Source organism: Azospirillum isscasi, assembly GCF_030849505.1.
GTDB classification, from domain to species: Bacteria; Pseudomonadota; Alphaproteobacteria; order Azospirillales; family Azospirillaceae; genus Azospirillum; species Azospirillum isscasi.
The window spans coordinates 18,969-40,829 of the sequence record NZ_JAUJFI010000036.1; the positions used below are offsets into that span (position 1 = coordinate 18,969).

The window sequence follows — 21,861 nt, forward strand, 5'->3', positions numbered from 1 at the left end:
GCAGGGCTTCGATCAGTAGGACTTGGGCAGCCCGAGGATCTTGGTGGCGATGAAGTTCAGCACCATGGTCTGCGAAATGGGCGCGATCTTGAGCAGCCGCGCCTCGCGCCAATAGCGCTCGACATGGTATTCCGTGGCGTAGCAGTAACCGCCGAGGGTCTGCATCGCGCGGTCGCACGCGTCGAACCCGGCTTCGGTGCCGAGGAACTTGGCCGCGTTGGCTTCCGCGCCGCATTCCTGGCCCGCGTCGAACAGCTGGGCGGCCTTCATGGCCACCATCTCCGCCGCCTGCAGGCGGATCCAGCTGTCCGCCAGCGGATGGGCGATCGACTGGTTCTGGCCGATCGGACGGTCGAAGATGATGCGCTCGTTGGCGTAGGTCACCGCGCGGTTCAGCGCGGCGCGGCCCAGACCGATCTGTTCGAAAGCCACCACGATGCGCTCGGGGTTCAGACCGTCGAGGAGATAGTAGAAACCCTTGCCGACCTCACCCACCACGTCCTCGTCGCGGGCTTCGAGGTTCTCGATCAGGAGTTCGTTGGTGTCGATGGCGTTGCGGGCCATCTTGTCGATCGGCGTGACTTCGACCCGGCTCCGGTCGAGGTCGGTGAAGAACAGGGTCATCCCCGAAAAGGGCTTCTTGTCGTCGCGCGGCGAGGTGCGGGCCAGGACGAGGATCTTCTGCGCGTTGCCCGCGTTGGTGATCCAGACCTTGCGGCCGTTGATCAGCCACTTGCCGCCTTCCTTTTTGGCGAAGGTCTTGATGCGCGACGTGTCGGTTCCCGCGTCGGGCTCGGTCACGCCGAAGCACATCAGCAGTTCGCCGGAGGCGATCTTCGGCAGGAAGGCCCGCTTCATCTCCTCCGAACCGTGGCGGATGATCGGACCCGGCGGGAAGATGTAGAAATGGATGGCCGAAGCCGCGTTGGCGCCGCCGCCCGACGCCGCGACCTCGTGCAGCATGATGGCGGCCTCGGTCAGGCCGAGGCCCATGCCGCCGTACTCCTCGGGGATCATCGAACCCAGCCAGCCGTTCTCGGCGAAGGCCTTGATGAAGTCCCAGGGATAGATCTTGTTCTTGTCGCAGTTCGACCAGTAGGAATCGCCGAACTTGTCGGCCAGCGCGCGGGCGGACTGGCGGATCAGGTTGTAGTGTTCCTGTTTTTCATCCGCAGCCCCAATCGAGGCCGAAGTGACAGTCACGGTCATCGAGGTCTCCATCCCTAAAGGCGGGTCAAAGTCGGAATCAGGTCGAGCGGGGTCTGCGCATCCAGCGCCGAGAGGTCGCCCGCCGGTTCGCCCAGATAGCGGGCGCGAATGGCACGGCGCATGATCTTGCCGTTCTTGGTCTTGGGCAGGAGCTTCACGGCGAGGATCGCCGAGGGGGCCATGGCTTTGCCCACCGCGTGCGCCACGCTTTGCGCAACGCCCTTTTCGTCGAGCGGGGCGACGCCGGGCTTCAGCGTGACGAAGGCGACGATTCTCTGCCCACGGTCGGGGTCGGGCACGCCGATGACGGCGGCTTCGGCGATCTGCGGATGGCCCACCAGCGCGCTTTCGATCTCGGCGGGTCCGATGCGCCGTCCCGAGACCTTGATCGTGTCGTCCGAACGGCCATGGATGTGCCAGTGGCCATCGGCATCGACCGAACACAGGTCGCCATGAACCCAGGTGTCGGGCACCTGCGTCCAATAGGTGCGGAAATAGCGATCCTCGTCGTCCCAGAAGCCGTGGGTCATGCCCGGCCAGCCGTTGTGGACGCTCAGCTCGCCGATGCCCTCGGCACGGGTGCCGTCCGGCGCCAGCACGTCGGCATCCTGCCCGGGCAGCGGACCGGCAAAGCTGCCCGGCGCGATGGGGGCGATGGTGTAGCCCGAGAGGATTCCGCCGCCCGTCTCCGTCCCGCCGGTGTAATTGAGGATCGGCAGCCGCTTCTGGCCGATCACCTCGAACAGCCAATGCCAAGTGGGAATGTCCCAGGCTTCGCCGGTCGAGATGAAGCCGCGCAACGAGGACAGATCCTCGCCCGGCCCCTCGGCGGGCGTGATCGTCTTCAGGCCGCGCGCCGCCGTGGGGGCGATGCCCAGGATCGTGGCGCGGTGGCGTTCGACCACGCGCCAGAAGCGGTTCGGCTCGGGATGGTCCGGCAGGCCCTCCATGCAGATGGCGGTCGCGCCGAACTGCAGGATGCCGTACAGCATCAGGGGTCCCAGCATCCAGCCCAGATCGGCGATCCAGGCGATGCGGTCGTCGTCCTGGACGTCGAAGGCGTAGCCGAAGTCGATGCCGGGCTTGAGCAGATAGCCCAGATGCGAATGGACGATGCCCTTGGGCTGGCCGGTCGTGCCCGAGGTGAAGATGATCAGCAGCGGATCGTTCGATTCCATCTCCGCCACGGGAACGGGGGCATCCGACCCCGTGCCGATTTCGCCCCAGTCATGGTCGCGGCCCTGGAGCAACCGGACCGGATGGCCGGAATGGCGGATCACCACCAGGCTCTCAACGGTCGGCGCCAGATCCAGCGCCAGATCGGCGATGTCCTTCATCGGAACGGTCTTGCCGCGCCGCGACGTGGCATCCACCGTGACCAGCAGCTTTGCCCCGCAGGCGTTCAGCCGGGCCGCCAGGGGTTCGTGCCCGTAGCCCGAAAAGGCCGGAACGGCGATGGCGCCGAGCCTTGCGACGGCCAGGAGCGTCGCCATCGCCTCGGGCGAGACCGGGGCGAAGACCCCCACCCGGTCGCCGCGGCGGATTCCCAGATCGCGCAGGCCCCGCGCAACCCGGACCACCTGGGCCAGCAGATCGCGGTAGGTCAGGCTGCGGCTTTCTCCACCGTCGCCCTCGAAGATCAGGGCCGGCTTGTCGGCCAGGGCGGGGTTGGCGGCATGGCGGTCGACGCAATGCCAGGAGGCGTTCAGCCGGCCCCCCGTGAACCAGCGCGGAAAGGCCTTGCCGCGGCTGTCGTCGCACACCTGCCTCCAGGGCGCGGTGAAGGTGATGCCCAGATCCTTCGCCGCCGCCGCCCAGAACCGTGCGGGGTCCCGGACCGTGGCGCGGTGGAAGTCCTCAAGCCCGTCATGCCCCCACTCCGCCATCGCGCGCCGCAGGCGGCTGCGCGCCAGTGTGGCCGCATCGGGATGCCAGACGGCGCTGTCCTTGCGCCCAAATGTCGAAATGCCTTTCATTCCCATCCTCGCCAAGAAATCCCGCGTGCGCTGGCAAGACGGTCCCCTCCGCATCCGGAGATGTCCCGGATGCGCTGAAAATCGTCGGTGATGGTGCGAATGCCTCCGCTGGGCGGATCAGGAGGCTTTCTTGCGCGTCAGCAGCTCGTAAAGCGCCACGACGTCGCGGGCGGTCTTGATGTGCGCGTAATCGATGTGCATGCCTTCATAGACGATGGCGGCAAGCCCCTGCTTTTCCGCCGCGTCGAAGGCGTCGATCATGCCCTGGTAGAAGACCACGTCCTGTTCGGACGGCGTGAAGATCTCGTTGGCCACGTCGATGTGCGACGGGTGGATCAGCACCATGCCGCGGTAGCCGAGCTGGCGGTTCTTCCGGGCGAAGTTGCGGGCGCCGTCCGGATCCTGCAAATCCTGCCAGACGCCGACCAGCGGGTGGTTCTTCCCCGCCGCCCGGCAGGCCAGCACCGCACGGGAACGGAGGTAGAGCGTCTCTTCGCCGCCCGGCGTGAACTCGAAGCCGATCGAGCGCGAAACGTCGGCGTCGCGGGCGGTGCCGGCGAACAGCGTCTGCACCCGCGGCGAGGCTTCCAGCATGTTCTCGCAGTCGGCGTAGGCTTGGGCGGTTTCCAGCGGAATGATGATCCCGGTCTTGCCCGCGGAAACGCCGTTCCTGCGCTCGAAATGGGTGATCAGCGCGTCGAGGCCGACGATGTCGTTGGCGCCGAAGGACTTCGGCAGCAGAACGCCGTCCAGTCCGTCGATCACCACCGCCTCGACATCGTCGCCGGTCAGCCCGGTTTCGAAGGCGTTCAGGCGCACATAGACGCCCAGATCGGGATGGCTGTCCTTCAGCGCGGCGATCGATCGGGCGGCGACCTGACGGCCCTCGTCCTTCAGGTGGACGGGCACCGAATCCTCGAGATCGATGATGACCCCGTCGGCGCCCTTGTTCGCGGCCTTGGCCGCCCATCCTTCCCGATGTGCCGGAACGAACAGCACGGAGCGCATGGGTTTCATTGGATTTTTCCTCCCCGGCGAACGTCTTGATGCCCTCAATCAGTCCGTCAGAACGGGCTTCACGTAAAGCGCCGCGCTGTGGGGTATCGACGACGCCTATACCTCCCCGAAGAAAACCCGAAGCCCCCAAGGCGATGTCCGAAGCGGCCGGCCGTTCATCCTTCGTCCTGGCCCACATGCATCCGGGCCGAAAAGCGGTAACGGCTGAGCATCTCGTGGGCGATCATGACGATTGAATTCTGCACCTCCAGAACGGCGCGCGAGATCGGACGGGACCGCTTGCGCACGAGGAACGCGGTGCGCTCGATCTTGACTCCCTCGATGGGCACCATCGCAAGGCGGCCGGCGTTGACGTGTTCCATCACCGCGGCTTCGGACAGAATCGAATAGGCCGAGGCGCGGCAGACCATCTCGGTGATGTGGGGCAGCGCGTCGATCTCCATGGCGATGTTGAGCTTCACGTTGTGCCCGCGCACCTGCCGCTCGATCAACGTCCGCGCACCGTGGGAATTGTTGGGCATCACCAGGGGCAGACCTTCCAATTCGGTCACGGTGATCGGGCGCACGGCCCGACCGTCCGGGCCGATGGGTTCCGGCCAATTGTCGGGCGCGGTCACGAGGAACATCTCTTCGGTGTAGAGGGGCTGGGCCACGAAGATCGAGGCATCCGGCACGTCATAGACGCAGCCAAGATGGACGACCTCGTTTTCGATCCGTTCCAGGATGGCACGCGACATGCCTTCGGAGACATGCAACCGCACCTCGGGCAATTCCGATTGCACCGTCTCCGCCAGCGGGACGGCAAGGACGAGGCCGATCGAGGGCGGGAGACCGACGGCGACGTGCCCCGCCGCGGCCCCGCCGACCGCCTGCACGGCCTCGATCAGGCTTTGCGACATCTGCAGAAGCTGCCGCCCCCGCACGGCAAAGGCCCGGCCCGCCTCGGTCAATTCGACTCCGCGTGCGCTGCGCAGAGCGAGCTTCACATTCAGGCGCCGCTCCAGTTTGGCGACGTTTTCCGACAAGGACGGCTGCGCCATGCCGAGCGCTTCCGCAGCCGCCGAGATCGACCCATGATCCGCAAGCGCGAGGAAATAGTACAGCTGGCGAAGCTCCAGCGCCGGCATCATATCGACGGATTTCATCGTGATCCTCCCCAAGCCATTCCGTTGCCGCGGTTGCCGGACCCGTAAGGACCAAACCCACCGCCGGCTGCGCCCGATGCGGGAAACGCCGCGTTGCCGACAGCCTATCGCAGCCACAGGCGCGGCGCCCCCATAGGCAAAACCTGCCACCTGTTTATCCGTTGCCTATGCCCCCTTCGTCACCCGGACATACACGTTGCGGCAATCGCGGCCCTGGCACTAGCTTTGTTGGATGGCACCGCAATCTGGTGCCACTCCAAAATCCGAGACGTTCAGGCCCCCTCGTTCGCGCTGTCCCGATGGGAGAGGCCGTCCACTGCCGCATCTCCGGCACAAAGTGGGCACGAGCATGGCCTGAAGCACCCAATCTTTTGCGGGAGATGAAACCCCATGGTCGTGAACTATGAAGAACTTGCCACCGGTAAGTATTACGAAGACCTTGAGCCAGGAAAAATCTATAAACACGCCATCACGCGCACGGTGACGGAAACCGACAACCTTCTGTTTTCGGCTTTGGCTTACAACTGCGCCTGGCTGCACATGGATGAGGAATACTGCAAGAATTCGATTTACGGGAAACGCATCGTCAACTCGCTGTTCACCCTGACCCTGGTCTGCGGCGTCGGCGTCAACGAGATGACGCTCGGCACCACCCTGGCCAACCTCGGCTTCACCGATGTGAAGTTCCCCAAGCCGGTCTTTTTCGGTGACACGATCTACAGCGAGACCGAAGTCATCTCGAAGCGGGAATCCCAGTCGCGCCCCGGCACCGGCATCGTGGAATTCGAACTGCGCGGCATCAACCAGCGGGAAGAGCTGGTGGTCTCTCTGCGCCGCACCGGCCTGATGCTCAAGCGCCCGGTCAAGGCCGCCGCGGAATGAGCGCCGGCCCTGTCGGACAGCATTGATCGGCTTGCCCCGCGCCACGGCGCGGGGCGTCGATACCGATGCTCCACCACATAGGAAAGAGCTATAGCAGCCATAGGCACAAGCCAAGCCGGTGTGAATTGACCGGCAGCCTGCCATTCGAGAAGAGTATGCTCAAAGAGCGGTGATGCTGCAATCGAACCTCAGCATCATGTCGCGAGGGAGGCCAAATGACGACCATGGTCGGGCTCGTTGCCACGAGTTGCCGCTCGCTTGCGCGCAAGCTGCGAATGCAGGCGATGCTATCGATCTACGGCGTTTTCACAACCGCTCGTCCGGCTATTACTTTTCCCTACACGCGGAAATCCTATGGATCGGAGCGGTCGACCACCGTTCGGCAGGGTGCGTCGGCATCCGCATCCTTCACGCAAGCCGGCTGGGCAAGGATCACGCCAATCTTCTTCGCTGCGGGCTTGCCGCCCGCGCGGATCGCATTTTGGTCAAGGCGGCACGAACGCCGCCGGACGGCGTCGTGGCGAGCGAAAGAACGTGGCGTGACCTGCCGGATGATCCGTATCGGGCCAAACTGGAAGCCGGCCACGACCCGGCTGGCGCCCGGCGGACCGGCAAAGCCGTGGGCACTGTCGATGAATGGATCGGCCTTATGAAAACCCGGCGGAAGACCGGAGAGCTGAATTTTGCCGCGCCCGGCGCGGTTCTGTCCGGGCCTGGAAAATGCCCGGAGAAATGGGAGGACGCGTGAATACCCTGCTCAAGCGGACGGAGCTTGCCCTCTCGGGCCTGTCTGTCCTGGCGATAATCGCGATCATGCTGATCGTCACCGCCGACACCTTCATGCGCTATGTGCTGCATGCCCCCTTTTCCTGGTCCTTCGAGCTGATCTCCTACTATCTGCTGATTGCGGCCATCCATTTCGCGATCTCGGACACGTTCCGCGAAGGCGACCACATCGGCGTCGATCTGCTTCCGCAGTCGATACCGCGGAAACTGCAAACAGCGATGGAAATAATGTGGGTCACTGCCGCGGCAGTGGTCTTCGGCATCATATCCTGGGGCGCCTTCGACAATCTGCATTACGCCTATGTCGACAACGAATTCATCCCTGGCGTCGTCGCCTGGCCGGTCTGGCTGTCCTATCTGCCGATCGCCACTGGTTCCGCCGTGATGACCCTGCGCCTGTTCCTGCACCTCCTTAGCCTCATCGCGCTGGGCGCCGATCCTGAAGTCCTGACCCATGGAGACGTCCTCGAATGACCGCCGCTCTGATCACCCTTCTGTTGCTTGTTCTGCTGTTCATTCGCTGCCCGGTCGGCTTCGCCCTGGCGATTTCCGGCGCGGTCGGCCTGTTCTTCGCCGGCGGGTTCCAGGCCATGTTCGGCGTCCTTTCGACCCTGCCCAAGGACACCGCGGCTTCCTACGAATTCCTGACCATTCCGATGTTCCTGTTGATGGCGGAATTCGTTCTGCGCTCGGGCGTGGCTGACGATCTTTTCAAATGCGCCTCGGCATGGTTCGGCCGCGTTTCGGGCGGGCTTGGCATCGCGACGGCTCTGGCCGGCGCCGGTTTCGGCGCGATCTGCGGATCGTCCACTGCGGCGGCCGCGACGCTTTCCTCGACCTCACTCAAGGCGATGCTCGATCAGGGCTATGAACCGCGCATGGCCTCGGGTGCCGTGGCGATCTCGGGGACGCTGTCGATGCTGATCCCTCCCTCGATCGCGATGGTCATCTATGGACTCCTGGCCGATGTCGGCGTGGCGAAGCTTCTGGTCGCGGGGATCGTGCCGGGCCTGATCGTCACCCTGACCATCGCGCTGACCGTCTATGTGCTGGCCCGGCTCAACCCGGAACATGCGCCGAAGACGCCGAAGATTCCGCTGCGCGAGAAGATCGCCATGCTGAGCGGCGTGGGTCCGATGCTGGTCCTTCTGATGTCGGTGAGCGGGGTGATCTACACCGGAATCGCCACGCCGACCGAAGCTTCGGCCCTTGGCGCCTTTTTCGCCGGGGTTCTCTACTTCCTGCGCCGCGGTTTCGACCGGGTCGAGCTGCCGCAGCTTCTGTGCCGCGCCGTGCGCACCTCCTGCATGATCGGCATCATCCTGCTGGGCGCGCACATCTTCTCGACCTTCTTCGTCCTGACCCAAACCACGCAGAGCCTTGTCGCCTGGGTCGGCGCCCTGGAGGTGAACCGCTGGGTCATCATGCTGGCGCTGGTGGTGATCTACCTGATCCTCGGCTGCTTCCTCGACCAGATGGCGATTCTCGTGCTGACGGTTCCGATCGTCGCGCCGCTGGTCGCTTCGCTCGGCTTCGATCTGGTTTGGTTCGGCATCATCGTCATCGTGATCGCCGAACTTGGGCTGGTGACTCCACCCATGGGCTTGAACGCCTTCGTCGTCTCGAAATACTCGAACACGCCGGTGACTGACGTGTTCCGGGGCATAGTCCCTCATGTGGTCAGTCACCTTGCCGTGATCGCACTGTTTCTAGCCTTCCCGGCGATCATTCTTTGGCTCCCTGCCCACATGTAATTTCCCAAATGCCGGTGAAAAACCGAAGAGGCTACATCAGGGAGGCGGTGACGGGCATGACGACAATCGGTCTGGATCCGGCGGGAATTGCTTTCCAGGTTCATACATCGCCGCCGACGGAAATTTCTCATCCGTCGGCAGTTATGACAGGGCGAGGTGCTGAAGGTCTTTCAAGGCCTGCCGGCGTGCCTGCTGGGGATGGTAGCGTGTGGAACGGCGCATCACGGGGCACAGGAAATCGCGGTCATGGGGCAAGCGGTGAAACTGATGCCGAAGCGATCTGCGAAGCGGCGACCCGACCAAGGATGCGTTTCGTGGCGGCCAAGTCCGTCGTTCAGCCGGCCGCCATAGCAGGACGCGGAAAAGGGCTGTTCCGCGACGGGGTGTCGTGATTCTCCCTCTTGGCACCGGATGCGGGCGGAGAGAAGGATGCGGGCTCTGCTGCTTCAGGCCTTCTACTCGGTGCGCTCGGAACGCCAACTGATGGAACAGCTCAATTACAACCTGCTGTTCCGCTGGTTCGTGAGCCTGTCGATGGACGCCCTGGTGTGGGACGTGACGGTCTTCACCAAGAACCGGGAGCGCCTGCTGGCCGGCGACGTGGCGGCCACGTTCCTGGCCACCGTGCTGGCCAGCCGAAGGTCAAGACGCTGCTGTCGGACGAGCACTTCTCGGTGGACGGCACGCTGATCGAAGCCTGGGCCAGCGTGAAGAGCTTCCGGCCCAAGGATGGCAGTGGCGAGCCGCCGGGGCCGGGGCGCAACGGCGACCGTGACTTTCACGGCGAGAAGCGGTCCAACGAGACCCATGCCTCGACCAGCGATCCCGAGGCCCGGCTGTACCGCAAGGGCAACGGGCAGCCGGCGAAGCTGGCCTTCACGGGCCACGCCCTGATGGAGAACCGAAACGCCCTGGTGGTCAATGTCCGGACCACCCGGCACCCCGGCTACGCCGTCAGTCAGCGGGTGCGCAAGCGGATTGAAGAGGTTTTCGGCTGGATCAAGGGAGACGGCTTGTGCAAAACGCGCCATCGCGGCACGGCCCGGGTCGGCTGGATGTTCACGCTGACCGCTGCCACCTACAACCTGATCCGCCTGCCCAAGCTGCTGGCGGCGGCATAATCACGCCCGAAATCCGCCTGAACGGCGGCTCCGGGAACCTCAGAGCGAGGGATAACACTCCATCCCGACCAAAACGGGCGTCGGATACATCGCTTTCAAGCCTCAGCGGAGGTGAGGGTGCGGCACAGGCCCGTTTTCCCGCGTCCTGTTAATGGTGTGGACGACCGCTGCCCCTCGCCATCTGAGTGCCATAAGGTGGTCGGTGTCGAATCGACACATGCGGGAGGGCCGTCCACATGAGCATTGTCTCCGTCGCTCTCGATCTCGCCAAGCAGGTCTTCCAGATTCATGGTGCCGACCACCCCGCCGGCCAATGGAGCCGCCGAGAAACGGCGCGGTGTAAGGTGCCGGACGCGGAACGGCCGATAGCCCCTCAGCCGCGGCAACTCATGCCGAAATCCGTGTGCCTCCAGAGAATGCGCAAGACAGCCTTCCCTGAGGGGTTGTCAAAGAAAGCCCTGCGCTCCGCCTCCCGCATGGAGCGGAGTTCCGCAGCAAACGTTGGGGCCACCTTCTTCAGTTCGCCAAAAAAATGTTCCCATGTTTCAAAGCTGAACCGAGCGACGGCATGGGAGAGGCCGCCTTGGTGCCCTTGCGGTTCTTTCATATCCAAAAGCGGCATTTCACCCATGGCGCAAGGGCAATCCTCCGAAGATGGCCCGATATGAAGCTCGATCCTGACCATGAGCCTCCCTCCCACGCACGCTGGAGGACATGCCGCATCCGAACGACAGACGCTCATTCCCTCATTCCCAGGACACGCGCTCTCCGGTTCTCCGCGCCGGCCGACTGGGGCCTGCACGGTCCAAGCCGGGCAAGACGGGCGACGGCTTCCCGAACAAGTAGCCCTGCCCATAGCGGACCCCGAGCTTGCGCAGGTATCGAAGCTGCTCCTCGGTTTCGATCTGCTCCGCAACGAGGTCGGTGCCGAGATGGCGGGCAATCTCGACGATGGACCGCAGAATGGTCAGATCACGGCTGTTGGTCAGCGCCCCTTGCACGATCCGGCCGTCCAGCTTGGCGTAATCCACGCGCAGTTCGTTGAGCGACATGAACGATGTCGTGCCACTGCCGACATCGTCCAGGCAGATCCGCAGGCCGAGCTTGCGCAAGTGTCCCAGAACCCGGTTCAAACCTTGGAAGTCGTTGACCGTGGCCGTCTCGGTCACCTCGACCAGCAGCTTGCGGGTGAGCCCCTGGTGGGGCCGGAGCAGCGCCTGCAGCTGCTCGATGATCAGCGGGCTGGCCAGGGACACGGCCGAAAGGTTGATGGCGATGTCCGGAACGGCACGCCCCTGGTCCTCGGCCTGCTTCAGCACGTCGAGGGCGGCTTGGCAGACCAGAAGGTCCAGATCGCAGATCAGCCCGATCCGTTCGGCGAAGGCGATGAACTCGGCGGGGGAGCCGCAATCGCCGACCCGGATCAGGGCTTCGACATGGTGCAGCTTTCCTGTCGCCAGGCTCACGATGGGCTGAAACGCCAGATGGAAGTCACGCTGCTCCAGAATGCGCCGGACCTGGGCAACCCGGCCGACCGTGTTGTGGAGCATGTCCACCACCGCCTCGTTGATGTCGGCGATGCCGAAAGCACCGGGTTCCTCGGCGGCGAACTTATGCAGAGTGTAGGACAGTGCCCGCGCGACATCAGACATCGGCATTTCGCCGCCCTGCACGGGGATTTGCCAGACATGCAGGGCGTCGCGCAGCTCGTCCGCACCGTGCCGGGCCAGCAGGCGGCCGATGTCGAGAATGATCTCCTCACGCGTCAGGTCGTCGCGGTGGAGAACAGCGTAGCGCTCGTCGTTGAGACGGACCGCCGCGTCCCCGTCCGTCGAAACGGAAAGCAGATAAGCCTCCAGGGAGTTGCGCATTTCAGGAGCGTTGTCCCGATCGGCAAGCCCGACGATGTCCAGCAGGGACAACCGCTGGCCCCGCTCGGTCGCGCCCGCCGCGCACAGACGGCTTTCCAGACTCTCGGCAAAGGATTTCAGGTCGGACAGGCAGCGGCCGACGGTCCGCCCCGACACCCGCGCGGCAATCGAGAAACCCAGAAAGCAGCGGTCCGCATAATTCGGCAGGCGGCATCCGCCCATCAGCATCGCAAAGGGTTGCCCGGAGACGGTCTTCAGGAAGACATGAGTGGGATCGAGCTTTCCGGAGTCGATCAGCCGCGTCAGCAGCATGCGGAAGAAGGTGTGCTCCCCGGGCGGCAAAAGGTCGAACAGGGAACGGCCAACCAGATCCTCCGCGCGCCGGTCCGTCAGTCCGCATCGCGCGCCCGCCGCAAAGACGATGCGGCCGTCGTTGTCGGTCTCCAACAGGAGATGGGCCGACGCGAAGGCAAAGGCCACGAAGCGGTCGCGGCCGAGTACGGTCTGGGCGTCGGATGGTTTCTGAGTTTGGTCTGCCATGATCATGCCCTTCAACCGCTGCGGCGGACACCCGCCGCGGGATCGCAGGCGACGGCGCGGGCGCCGCCGGTTGTCGTCGCCGTCCTCGGAGTCATGTGGAGCGCACCGCCGTCAGGAACGTATCGACTTCCCGGCGCAAGGCGCAGGATTCGGTGCGCATGCGATCCGCCGCGTCGAGCACCGCGCCGGCTTTGCGTTCCGTGTCGGTGGCGGCCATCGCGATCCCGGACACCTGCGACACGGCCGCGTCCGCTGTGGAGACCGCGTCCGCCAGCATTGTGGACACATGGCTCAACCCTTCCTTCTGGGTCCGCATCTCGGTCGCCGTGGACCTGGCCAACCCGTCCAGGCTTCCAACCATCGTGATGATGCCTTGAATGGCTGCGACAGCGGCGGCCGTGGCTTGCTGCATGTGCGCGATCTCCCTGGTGATCTCACCGGTGGCCTCGGCCGTACGGTTGGCGAGGTGCTTGACCTCGCCGGCAACGACCGCGAAGCCTTTTCCGGCCTCACCGGCGCGGGCCGCTTCGATGGTGGCGTTCAGCGCCAGCAGGTTGGTCTGCTTGGCCACCGTCTCGATGACGACGATGACGTCGTCGATGCGGTGGGCCGCCGTCGCCAGCGTGTTCACGCGCTCATCCGTTTCGCGGGCCTGCGCGACCGTCCGCGCGATCTGCGCCGCGGACACGCCGGACTGGCGCTCGACCTCCGTTGCCCGTTCAACGAAAGCCGACAGGGTTTCCAGCGCCCGGCGAACCACATCGGACGTGGCCCGGCCGGCGGCGCCGACGTCCGACACGATCGCCACGGTTCCTTCGGAGCTTTCGGCCAGAATGGCCGCGTCCGCGCGCAGCGACGCCGCCGCGTCGGCCACCGTCGTGGCGATGGCCTGCGTGCGGTTCTCGAAATCGGCGGTCCTGCGCTCCAGATCGGCCATCCGGGCGGCCATGTGCGCGGAGGAGCGGTTGATCGCCCCGGCCGCCCGCGCGAAGGCGCCGTGCAGGCCGGTTTCGACCAGACAACGGCTGAACTCGCCCCTGGCGACGGCGTCCAGGGACGCGGTCGCCTCACGGACGAACGCATCCACCGGATCGAGGAGGTCGTTGATGGCATCGAACAAGGCCCCGACCTCCCCGCTCTCGCGCATGCGGACGAGGCGGGCCTCGAACCGTCCGGAGGCCCCCTGGCGGCACACCTCGGTCGCCCTCTTGATCGCCTCGCCCACCCGCCACTGGAAGAAGAAGGCCGCGAGCGTGGCCGCCCCCGCCGGCAGCGTGACCACGGCCATCGGCAGCGTCGCTCCGCCCGTCGTGGCTTCCCATAAGGCCGAACCCAACAGCAGGGTGGCCGAGCCGGCGGTGAGGATGCCGGACCTATAAAGCGAAGATAAATTTATCATAGGTTGTGCCATTCCGCTTGAGGAGGTCGCTCAACAGAGCGGTGGAGGCGACCATGGCGGCCTTGGGGTTTGCGTGGCGTCGCTCCTCGGCCAGGAGTTGCGCGTACAGCGGCCGGATCGTTTCGACGGCGTCACGGCGAGGAACGCGCCGGTTCGAGTGATACCCGATGGCCGTGCCGTTCTCGTCGAAGCTCGGCGTCACGTGGGCGAACACCCAGTAATGGTCACCGCTCTTGGCGCGGTTGTTGACGTAGGCGAAGATTTCCCGGCCGTCACCGATGGTGTCCCACAAAAGCTTGAACACGCAGGCCGGCATGTCCGGGTGGCGCAGGATGTTGTGCGGCGCCCCGATCACTTCATGTTCGTCATACCCGGACAGGCGCAGGAAAACCCGGTTTGCGTAAATGATCCGGCCCTTCAGATCGGTTTTCGTGACGATCAACTCTCCGGGGTCGAAGGTGCGTTCAAACCCGGTCAGCGGATGATGCCTGTTTGCCATCGGGCCATATCCTTGTTTGCTGTGTCCTTGCTCACGCTGCCTCGCTCAGGCGATTCGACTGGCGAACCTCGCTCAGGAAGTCCTCGACCTGCTGTTCCAGGGCTTCGGACTGCCGGACCAGCTCGTCCGCCGCCAGGGTAACGATGTGGGCGGCCTGCAATGTTCCCTGCGCGCCCGCCGAGACGTCGGCGATGTGCCGGTTGATGTCCGCGGTTCCGGCCGCGGTCTGCTGGACGTTGCGGCTGATCTCCGCGATGGCGGCGTGCTGCTCATGGATGGCCGCGGCGATGGACGAGGAGGTCTCATGAACCTCCTGGATGGTGCCGACGATGTTCTCGATGGCTGCCACGGCCTTTTCGGTCGCGTCCTGCACCACCGCGATCTGCTGGGCGATCTCGTCGGTGGAGCGGGCGGTCTGGCTGGACAGGTTCTTCACCTCGTGCGCCACCACGGCGAAGCCCTTGCCGGCCTCGCCGGCGCGGGCCGCTTCGATGGTCGCGTTCAGCGCGAGCAGGTTCGTCTGGCTGGCGATCTGGCGGATGATGTCCACCACCTCGCCGATCCGCCCGGCGGCGTGCGCCAGCCCCTGGACGATCTGATCGGTGCGGCGGGACCGGTCCGCCGCCAGACGGGCGACATCGGTCGACCGCTCGATCTGTTGGCTGATTTCATGGCTGGCCGCGTTCAGCTCTTCGGTGGCCGAGGCGACGGTCTGCACGTTGGCCGAGGCCTGCTGCGAGGCGCTGGAAACAGCCGCGCTCTGGGCGCTGGTCTGCTGCGCCTCGGCGGACATGGCGCCGGACGCCATGTGCAGGCTATCGATCTGCCGGCGGATGGCGGCGATCATGCCCTTCACCCGCTGCTCCATGGCGTCGGCCATCGCGAGCATCGAGCGCTTCCGCTCCATGACGACCTGCTGCTCATGCTCCTCCTGCTCGACCCGCAGCCGCTCCACCCGCACGAGGTTGTCGCGGAACATTTCGATCGTACGAGCCATGTCGCCAAGTTCATCGCCGCGCTCGCGGCATGGAATGACGCCCTCGGTGCGGCCTTCGGAGATGTCCAGCATGATCCGGCGCAAGGCATCGAAGGGCCGGAAGGTAAACTTCATTGCCACAAGGACGCCGACGGCAAAGATCACCGTCGCCACCAGAATGACGAGGACGACCTCTTGGATCAGCTCGTCGATGACGGCGAAAAACTGGCTCTTCTCCACCGCGACCACTAGGATGCCGACCACTTTGCCCGAGGCATCACGGATCGGGTCGTAGGCCGTCATGTAGATCTTTCCCAACGCCAACGCTTCCCCACGATACGGCTGCCCCCGTTCCAACACGGCTTCGTAAACCGGACCATGGGCCAGCCGCGATCCAACCGCGCGCTTGCCTTCGGCAATGATTGTGGTGGCGACCCGAACTTCACCGTGGAAGAGAGAGGCCACTCCACCGACGGCTGTGACCAAGCGATCAAGCGTGTCGTTGTCGCCGTCCAGCTTGCTCTCGCCGATCCACAGAGCACCAGCTTCCGAACGAAACGCATCACCTTTGGACAGCAACAGCTCGTGCGCCACCCTGGCGTTCTCGTTCAGGCGCTCGTTGGCCTGCCTGGTGACATGCTCTCCGACTTTTCTCGCCGCCAGAGTTACGGTCAACGCCGACAGGAGAAGAAGACTGAGGATCGTGGTGGCGGTGACGCGCGTGGCGAGGCGGGTTCTTCGAAAAACGTTCAGCATGGATGGGGTCCTGAAACGAGGAAAAGAGCCTTATGCGGTGCGAATACCGGAAAGGAAGCGATCGACCTCTTCGCGGAGGACTTTTGCCTGCCGGTCGAGATCATCAACGACGGCCTGCAGGGTATGGCCGACCTCTTCGACTTTATGGATGCTTGACCCGACGATACGGATGTTGTCCGTCACGGTCTCGGTGCCTTCCGCGGCTTGCCGGCTGTTGGCCGCAATCTCGCGCGTGGCGGCGTCCTGCTGCTCCACGGACTCCGCGATCGTCACCAGAGCGCCGTCGATGGAATCAATGGTGGCCGCAACCGTCCGCACGGCCTGAACGGCTTCGGCGGTGCTTTCGGTGATGGCGCCGACGCGCTCCATGATCTCGCGCGTCGCCCCCATGGTCTGCGCGGCGAGCGCCTTGACCTCGGAGGCCACCACCGCGAACCCGCGCCCGGCGGCACCGGCCCGCGACGCCTCGATGGTCGCGTTGAGAGCGAGAAGGTTGGTCTGCGCGGCGATGCTGGAGATGAGATCGACGATGCCGGCGACCTGCCGCGCCGTTTCCTCCAACGCGCGGACCCGCTCCGTCGAACGCACCACCGAAGCGATGGCGTCCTTCGACACCTGGGTCGAGCGCGATACCTCGCCGCCGATGGCGTGGATGGAACTTGTCAGCTGATCCGCCGCCGCGAACACCGATTGCACGCTGCCGCACGCCGTTCCGGCCGCCTCCGCGGTCCGCTCGGAGGTGTGTGTGGCGGCGTAGGCCGTCTCGGTCATGCTGCGCGCCGTGCCGACCAGTCGTTCGGTGGACGAGGAGAGATTGCCGAGGACCTGGGCGATTGTGCCTTCGAAATGGTGGACCAGCGTTTCGATGTGATGCATGCGCCGCTCCCGTTCCGCCATCTGGGCCGCTTGGCTGGCTTCGAGTTCGGCCCGCTTCTCCGCATTGCCGCGGAACACCGCCAAGGCGCGGGTCATGGCGCCGACCTCGTCGCGGCGTTCCACGCCCGTGATATCGACCTCCCAATCCCCGGCGGCCATGCGCTCCATCGAGTGGGTGATGGTGGCGACCGGGCCGGTGACGCGCTTCACCAAGGCCCAGCGGACCACCAACATGCTGGCCGCGGTCAGCAGCACGCCGCAGCCGAGCAGTTTCAGCAGAATGCCGCGCAGGCGGCTTTGCTCCGCGCCGACGTCGAGCTGGCTGGACAGCACGGCGATGACGTCGCCCTTCCGCAGTCCCATCGCACCGTGACAGGTAAAGCAGACCTCCTGGTCGGCCCCCGGCGTTTCACCCAGAACAATGGGCAGCGTCATCCGGTAGGTGTCGCTGACATACCGGCCGACCGGCTTGCCTGAACGGAGCGCTTCCCGGTCGATGTCGTCGCGCGGCTCCTTGGGCGGGGTGCTCGGGAAGCCCTCGGCCATGTGGCTGGCAACCGACGGCGACCAAGCGCTCCAGATCTGACCGGGATAGTCGGTGTTTCGCTGGCGGAACCAATCGTTGAACACCCCGATCCCGACATCCTCGGCGTCGGTCGGGCGTTTGGCCATCACGCTCACGATGAGCGCGTGAAGCGAGTCCAGTTCATTGCGGCTGAACTCTTCAATGTTGTGCTCCATCTGGTCCGCCTGGAGCCAGGCGACGCCAAACAGGCAAACAGCCGATAGCAACGACAAGCCGATCCCGATCAGGGCCATGAACTGCCGCTGCAAGGACATTGAAGCAAATGGCGTTTTCCGAGTCATTCTGACGGGCTCAAACAACAATCTTTACGGATGACGGAGAATGGGTTCAAAACCCAGACTCCACACAAACATACTCCATATACACCACGAGTCAACAATGCACGGCGTTCAATCAAAGATTCACTGCAAAGGTGATGAATGTTTGTTAACCATGAACATATACTTGCTTGGTTAAAATATTTAAACTTATCTTCACCATTGCTTTCGCGTTCCTAAGATAATTTACTCTATCCCTTTCGAATGATGGCGCACCCTTGGCGACACACATCGCAAGTTGAGCGGCAGCTTCGGCTTTGATGATGGCGTGGTGACTGGAGCTGATGGGTGGAAGCAGGCGCTCCGCTTAGGCGCCCTGAACAGTTGAAAAGGAGCGCGAATTCTATGCACTTAAGCTTGTATTGCGGCGTTTGCAGGACCGGCAGGATTGGGCAAACTCAACCGGACCGGCTTTCCGAGGGCCACTTGGCTTGGATCAGGCCATCAAGGCAACGCCCTCTGCTTAAGCGTGACAGCGCGCTTGCGGCTTCAACGAGCGGAATGTCGTCGATCGGCTTGTGCAGATGCCGGGGATTGAACCAGCGTTCCCACTCCAGTGCGGCGGGTTGCGCAGTCGAAGGAGCCTTCTGCCCCGCCCGGAGCCGGCGCCCCGATCCGCCACGCAACGGCAGAGGCGCCCGCATGGAGGAAGCCTTAAGGAGTCAACGGAGAAAGGAAATGGAAGAGCCGGGCAACGGACGGTCAGCCACGCTTCCGCCCGGACGCGTCCTGCGGCACAGCGGGCATGTCTTCCGGCTGATCGACCAGCATGACGCCGAGGCCGCGGGCCGACGACAGGAAGATGACGCCATGCTCCTCCAACGCCTTGCGCACGGCGTTGCGCGTCGTGTCCCGCACTTCAAGGCGGTCCGATTCAAGGCGCTTCAGGGCGGTCAAGGCGACCAGAGCCGTGTCCGCCAGCGTCTCCTGCGTCCAGCCGAGGAGCGCCCGCGCCGCCCGTATTTGCCTGGGTGTGATCATCGATGATCACATTCCCGATGCGCGCGTCCGGCGCTACGAAAACGACTATTATAGTCGTATCAGAATACCGATGGAAATACACTCCTAAGTTGCAGTGGTCCACTGCCCTTTCCCAGCCGCAGGGCGGTTATGGAGGGACCACACTCTTACCCCGCCACCGGCATCATCCAGGCGCACGTGGCGGCAAACGTTTGGAAAGGAACCGACAACGGCATGGAGAACACAATCGTTCTGGATTGAAGAAAAGCGGTGATCGTCGGCGCGCGCCCGGTACGAACCGGCGCATCCTGAGGGCCAATGAGGACATCAGCCATGACCAAGGACACACCCATCCATGTGCTTGTCGCCGAGGACGACGTGCTGGTCGCCCGGGCGCTGCGCGCCATCCTGGAGGAGGCCGGTTACCACGTCACGCTCGCCCACGACGGGGTGCAGGCGCTCGCTTTCCAGGCCCAGGGCCCCACCGACGTGTTGATGACCGATTTCCAGATGCCCCGCCTCGACGGGCGGGAACTGATCCGGCGGTTGCGGGCAGCGTGCCCCGCGCTGCCGGTGGTCCTGATGACCGGCGTCCCGGACGACCCCGCTCTCGACGAACTGCGCGGCGCAACGGAAGCCGGTATCGTCATTCTGACCAAACCGCTGAGTCCCTCGCCGATCATCGCGGCCATCCGGACCGTGCTTGGTTCTTCCTGACCGCGCTCAAGCGCGTGGGCGGAAGCGGCCGTTGCGCCCAGCAACGTCACGAAGGGGTCAAAAAGCCATTTCAGGAATATGGATTTTGACCGACCAACAGCCGCCGCACACAACGGTACGCAACATCAACGTCGGGTGTTCTGTGCAATGACCAATGTTCTCGAGCAAACTGCCAGGATCGTGGCCGCCTACGTCCGAAACCACCGTGTCGGTGTCGAGGAAGTGCCCCCGCTGATCGCGGCCGTACGGCAGGCCCTGACCACCCTTGGCACCCCCGCTGAACCGCCTGACCTCGTACGGGAGCCGGCGGTGCCGATCCGTCGCTCGGTGACTCCCGACTATATCGTCTGCCTCGAAGACGGTCGGAAGCTGAAGATGCTGAAACGCCACCTACGTATTGTTTATGGGTTGTCGCCGGAGGAGTACCGGGCGCGCTGGCAGCTGCCGGACAACTACCCGATGACCGCTCCAAACCACGCGGCATCCTGCTCCGCGCTCGCCAAGGCGCGGGGGCTCGGTCGAACCGGGCGGAGATTACGGAACGCACCGTAAGGGCCGCCGCCCGCTTGTCGGCTCTCCGTCTCGGGTTCCGCCCTGATCCGCACAGCCCCATCGGGCATCTCCCGCCCCAGGAAGAGTGGGCGGCGATCGCTCGATGTCGTCATGGCGCTGAACACTCAAAATGCTGACTTCTGCTCCCGACGCCGGTCCAGAGCGACATCGAACTGGCGCAGCAGGCGGCTCAACGTCTCGAAATCGACGTGGCGGGATGGCAGGCTCTTCATGCAACGGTTGTCCAGATGCACCACGCTGATCAGCGCCGACACGCAATAGCCCAGAAGCCAGTAATGTGCATGGATCGTGCGCAGGAACTCGCGGAACAGTGACGGGGACCCATCCATCAGCGCCCTGAAGCTCTTCTCGTACTCGCCCAGAATGTGGCGGATATCCAGCAGAGTGGCGTTGAGCATATGACCCACCCGGTCGATGTGCATCAGCAAATGCTCATCGTAGGGACGGTGCATTTTCAAGTCGGCCGGCACGCATTCCCGGGATCTCAACCATGTGATGATGGTGCGGACCCGCGGAGCGATGCGGCGGAGTTGGTATTCATAGAAAGTAATCCCCTTCCAGGCGCTGAAGATTGCGTCGGCTTCGGAGTGATCGATGCCGAAGGCCGATACGAAATGCCCGGCCTCTTCCATGTCGGGATTCCAGATGGCGTCGAGAAACCGACCAACGATTGCCTCGCTGCCGATGCCATCGTTGACGGCCTTGCGCACGATTGGCTCCACCCGCCGGCTGATCAGCCGACGCAACTGGGCCTCCTCCTCTGCGGCAATCTGCCAATAACGTTGATCGAGCCGAACTTTCTTCGCTTCGAAGTAAGTCTTCAGCAGAAAGGCGTCCAGAGATGGAATGTTGTCGATCAGGGATAAAAGGCTAAGGTCATTATGGACACTTTCCTGCTCCACCGCTTCAGGACCGAAGTGCTCTTCCAACAGAACAGTGCTATTGCGGGACCTTAGATAGATGGCAACCCCACCGGCCTCCCATTGACGGTCGTCATGAGGGATGTAAATGCCGGTTTCAACCGGACGCTTGCTGAGCGCGTTCCCAGCGTCACAATTCAGGAAATCGTGCCCGTCGCCCTGGCTTTCGTCGAAATTCGGGTACTTGAACAGGATGACATGGTTCAGAGCATGCGTCCGGAAGAGATGGGCCTCTTCCGGCAGGCTTTGGGTAATGGACAGCAGGTTCAGCGATACGCTGGAACCTCCGTATAAGATTTGTTCCAGGATCGGTGAGATTGCTTCAAAGTGACGTCGCATATGCACAAGGCTCCTCTTTCGCACTCGCCAGAGGGCACAGGCTTTCGCTCGGGACGGGCAAGTTACTCATCCATTTGTTTCCGTCAAAACGGACAACACCCGCCTTGGACAGAAAGAAAAATGACGTTCACTTTCTATCCGATCAGAAACCATCAAGGGAACTGATGATTTCATTGGGAATTTAATTTTCTCTATAAAGATCCTTCCGCCCTCCCCCGTCGCGGTTTGCCAGCTCCATTTGCAAACATTAAACATCAACAACCGTTAATATACATTTTACTGCCAACCGGTAGCGGACGGGCATTTTGACGCAGCGGCACCGCACGCGAGAAATGTTCTTTGCGTTCCGTGTGTTATCTTGATTGCGCAATTCGGGCTGCGCCTTCGGGCGATCACGGTGACGACAACCGCCCATCCGACCAGCACGGCAGCGAGGCCTTCTCTGTTCACCGTCACATGATCCCGACTCTTGCGCCCGACCATGATTCCTGCGTTTGCGGGGCTTGGCGATGCTCTCCTGGCAGTCACCCACCCAAAGCATGGAAAGAGGCACGAGCCACGCTAACAGGTCGCGGAAAAACGAACATATTTCGGCTTTTTGCCTCTGCTGAGGCTTGGAAATGGCGTTTCCGCCGCCCGTTT

At 63.7% G+C, this 21,861-nt stretch carries 18 protein-coding genes and 1 pseudogene; 7 read left to right on the top strand and 12 right to left on the bottom strand.

Annotated elements, in window-relative coordinates; genetic code table 11:
* Positions 1-12: 12 nt before the first annotated feature.
* The 4 genes from QSG27_RS10010 to QSG27_RS10025 all read right to left on the bottom strand — a co-directional run bounded on the left by QSG27_RS10010 (position 13) and on the right by QSG27_RS10025 (position 5,332).
* On the bottom strand, positions 13-1,209 hold the full coding sequence (locus tag QSG27_RS10010) for an acyl-CoA dehydrogenase family protein (protein ID WP_306705667.1): 1,197 nt from the start codon (positions 1,207-1,209) through the stop codon (positions 13-15).
* Between the two features lie 14 nt (positions 1,210-1,223).
* Complete coding sequence (locus QSG27_RS10015) at positions 1,224-3,185, bottom strand: AMP-binding protein (RefSeq protein WP_306705668.1); 1,962 nt, start codon at positions 3,183-3,185, stop codon at positions 1,224-1,226.
* A 117-nt stretch (positions 3,186-3,302) separates the two neighbouring features.
* The gene (locus tag QSG27_RS10020) at positions 3,303-4,202 is read right to left on the bottom strand and encodes an HpcH/HpaI aldolase/citrate lyase family protein (RefSeq protein WP_306705669.1); all 900 of its coding nucleotides are present in this window, start codon (positions 4,200-4,202) and stop codon (positions 3,303-3,305) included.
* Between the two features lie 155 nt (positions 4,203-4,357).
* The gene (locus QSG27_RS10025; protein ID WP_306705670.1) at positions 4,358-5,332 is read right to left on the bottom strand and encodes a LysR family transcriptional regulator; all 975 of its coding nucleotides are present in this window, start codon (positions 5,330-5,332) and stop codon (positions 4,358-4,360) included.
* A gap of 405 nt (positions 5,333-5,737) precedes the next feature.
* Here QSG27_RS10025 and QSG27_RS10030 point away from each other — a divergent pair, with 405 nt between their 5' ends.
* From QSG27_RS10030 to QSG27_RS10055, 5 genes and pseudogenes are all read left to right on the top strand, one after another.
* Complete coding sequence (locus QSG27_RS10030; protein ID WP_306705671.1) at positions 5,738-6,229, top strand: MaoC family dehydratase; 492 nt, start codon at positions 5,738-5,740, stop codon at positions 6,227-6,229.
* 172 nt (positions 6,230-6,401) lie between these two features.
* Complete coding sequence (locus tag QSG27_RS10035) at positions 6,402-6,977, top strand: hypothetical protein (protein WP_306705673.1); 576 nt, start codon at positions 6,402-6,404, stop codon at positions 6,975-6,977.
* Entirely contained in the window at positions 6,974-7,489 is a 516-nt protein-coding gene (locus QSG27_RS10040; RefSeq protein WP_306705674.1) for a TRAP transporter small permease, read from the top strand. Before QSG27_RS10035 ends, QSG27_RS10040 begins: the two co-directional genes overlap by 4 nt.
* Complete coding sequence (locus QSG27_RS10045; RefSeq protein WP_306705677.1) at positions 7,486-8,769, top strand: TRAP transporter large permease; 1,284 nt, start codon at positions 7,486-7,488, stop codon at positions 8,767-8,769. Before QSG27_RS10040 ends, QSG27_RS10045 begins: the two co-directional genes overlap by 4 nt.
* A gap of 420 nt (positions 8,770-9,189) precedes the next feature.
* Positions 9,190-9,890, top strand: a pseudogene (locus tag QSG27_RS10055) (transposase); the annotation flags it as partial.
* A gap of 373 nt (positions 9,891-10,263) precedes the next feature.
* Here QSG27_RS10055 and QSG27_RS10060 read toward each other — a convergent pair.
* The 7 genes from QSG27_RS10060 to QSG27_RS10090 all read right to left on the bottom strand — a co-directional run bounded on the left by QSG27_RS10060 (position 10,264) and on the right by QSG27_RS10090 (position 18,691).
* Entirely contained in the window at positions 10,264-10,575 is a 312-nt protein-coding gene (locus QSG27_RS10060) for a hypothetical protein (protein ID WP_306705679.1), read from the bottom strand.
* A 61-nt stretch (positions 10,576-10,636) separates the two neighbouring features.
* A complete protein-coding gene (locus QSG27_RS10065) occupies positions 10,637-12,307 on the bottom strand; it encodes a sensor domain-containing phosphodiesterase (protein WP_306705681.1) in 1,671 nt (556 codons plus the stop codon).
* A gap of 85 nt (positions 12,308-12,392) precedes the next feature.
* A complete protein-coding gene (locus QSG27_RS10070; protein ID WP_306705683.1) occupies positions 12,393-13,589 on the bottom strand; it encodes a methyl-accepting chemotaxis protein in 1,197 nt (398 codons plus the stop codon).
* A gap of 85 nt (positions 13,590-13,674) precedes the next feature.
* Positions 13,675-14,199, bottom strand: a complete 525-nt coding sequence (locus QSG27_RS10075; RefSeq protein ID WP_306705685.1) for a PAS domain-containing protein — start codon at positions 14,197-14,199, stop codon at positions 13,675-13,677.
* 31 nt (positions 14,200-14,230) lie between these two features.
* On the bottom strand, positions 14,231-15,931 hold the full coding sequence (locus QSG27_RS10080; protein ID WP_306705687.1) for a methyl-accepting chemotaxis protein: 1,701 nt from the start codon (positions 15,929-15,931) through the stop codon (positions 14,231-14,233).
* Between the two features lie 30 nt (positions 15,932-15,961).
* Positions 15,962-17,626, bottom strand: a complete 1,665-nt coding sequence (locus QSG27_RS10085; protein WP_306705688.1) for a methyl-accepting chemotaxis protein — start codon at positions 17,624-17,626, stop codon at positions 15,962-15,964.
* Between the two features lie 786 nt (positions 17,627-18,412).
* Positions 18,413-18,691 (bottom strand): helix-turn-helix domain-containing protein, encoded by a 279-nt coding sequence (locus tag QSG27_RS10090; protein WP_306705690.1) that lies wholly within the window; start codon positions 18,689-18,691, stop codon positions 18,413-18,415.
* 312 nt (positions 18,692-19,003) lie between these two features.
* On the opposite strand from QSG27_RS10090, the gene QSG27_RS10095 reads away from it, so the two are divergent.
* Together QSG27_RS10095 and QSG27_RS10100 are read left to right on the top strand one after the other, a co-directional pair.
* Complete coding sequence (locus QSG27_RS10095; RefSeq protein ID WP_306705692.1) at positions 19,004-19,387, top strand: response regulator; 384 nt, start codon at positions 19,004-19,006, stop codon at positions 19,385-19,387.
* Positions 19,388-19,534: 147 nt separating this feature from the next.
* On the top strand, positions 19,535-19,939 hold the full coding sequence (locus tag QSG27_RS10100; RefSeq protein ID WP_306705693.1) for a MucR family transcriptional regulator: 405 nt from the start codon (positions 19,535-19,537) through the stop codon (positions 19,937-19,939).
* A 125-nt stretch (positions 19,940-20,064) separates the two neighbouring features.
* On the opposite strand, the gene QSG27_RS10105 is transcribed toward QSG27_RS10100, so the two are convergent.
* Positions 20,065-21,219, bottom strand: a complete 1,155-nt coding sequence (locus QSG27_RS10105) for a hypothetical protein (protein WP_306705695.1) — start codon at positions 21,217-21,219, stop codon at positions 20,065-20,067.
* Positions 21,220-21,861 lie beyond the last annotated feature (642 nt).

What these genes read in the sequence shown, in the direction of transcription:
- QSG27_RS10010 (WP_306705667.1), bottom strand. Translation starts at nt 1,209, where the DNA reads ATGACCGTGACTGTCACTTCGGCCTCGATTGGGGCTGCGGATGAAAAA.
- QSG27_RS10015 (WP_306705668.1), bottom strand. Translation starts at nt 3,185, where the DNA reads ATGAAAGGCATTTCGACATTTGGGCGCAAGGACAGCGCCGTCTGGCAT.
- QSG27_RS10020 (WP_306705669.1), bottom strand. Translation starts at nt 4,202, where the DNA reads ATGAAACCCATGCGCTCCGTGCTGTTCGTTCCGGCACATCGGGAAGGA.
- QSG27_RS10025 (WP_306705670.1), bottom strand. Translation starts at nt 5,332, where the DNA reads ATGATGCCGGCGCTGGAGCTTCGCCAGCTGTACTATTTCCTCGCGCTT.
- QSG27_RS10030 (WP_306705671.1), top strand. Translation starts at nt 5,738, where the DNA reads ATGGTCGTGAACTATGAAGAACTTGCCACCGGTAAGTATTACGAAGAC.
- QSG27_RS10035 (WP_306705673.1), top strand. Translation starts at nt 6,402, where the DNA reads ATGCTGCAATCGAACCTCAGCATCATGTCGCGAGGGAGGCCAAATGAC.
- QSG27_RS10045 (WP_306705677.1), top strand. Translation starts at nt 7,486, where the DNA reads ATGACCGCCGCTCTGATCACCCTTCTGTTGCTTGTTCTGCTGTTCATT.
- QSG27_RS10060 (WP_306705679.1), bottom strand. Translation starts at nt 10,575, where the DNA reads ATGGTCAGGATCGAGCTTCATATCGGGCCATCTTCGGAGGATTGCCCT.
- QSG27_RS10065 (WP_306705681.1), bottom strand. Translation starts at nt 12,307, where the DNA reads ATGATCATGGCAGACCAAACTCAGAAACCATCCGACGCCCAGACCGTA.
- QSG27_RS10070 (WP_306705683.1), bottom strand. Translation starts at nt 13,589, where the DNA reads ATGGCCGTGGTCACGCTGCCGGCGGGGGCGGCCACGCTCGCGGCCTTC.
- QSG27_RS10075 (WP_306705685.1), bottom strand. Translation starts at nt 14,199, where the DNA reads ATGGCAAACAGGCATCATCCGCTGACCGGGTTTGAACGCACCTTCGAC.
- QSG27_RS10080 (WP_306705687.1), bottom strand. Translation starts at nt 15,931, where the DNA reads ATGCTGAACGTTTTTCGAAGAACCCGCCTCGCCACGCGCGTCACCGCC.
- QSG27_RS10085 (WP_306705688.1), bottom strand. Translation starts at nt 17,626, where the DNA reads ATGGCCCTGATCGGGATCGGCTTGTCGTTGCTATCGGCTGTTTGCCTG.
- QSG27_RS10090 (WP_306705690.1), bottom strand. Translation starts at nt 18,691, where the DNA reads ATGATCACACCCAGGCAAATACGGGCGGCGCGGGCGCTCCTCGGCTGG.
- QSG27_RS10095 (WP_306705692.1), top strand. Translation starts at nt 19,004, where the DNA reads ATGACCAAGGACACACCCATCCATGTGCTTGTCGCCGAGGACGACGTG.
- QSG27_RS10100 (WP_306705693.1), top strand. Translation starts at nt 19,535, where the DNA reads ATGACCAATGTTCTCGAGCAAACTGCCAGGATCGTGGCCGCCTACGTC.
- QSG27_RS10105 (WP_306705695.1), bottom strand. Translation starts at nt 21,219, where the DNA reads ATGCGACGTCACTTTGAAGCAATCTCACCGATCCTGGAACAAATCTTA.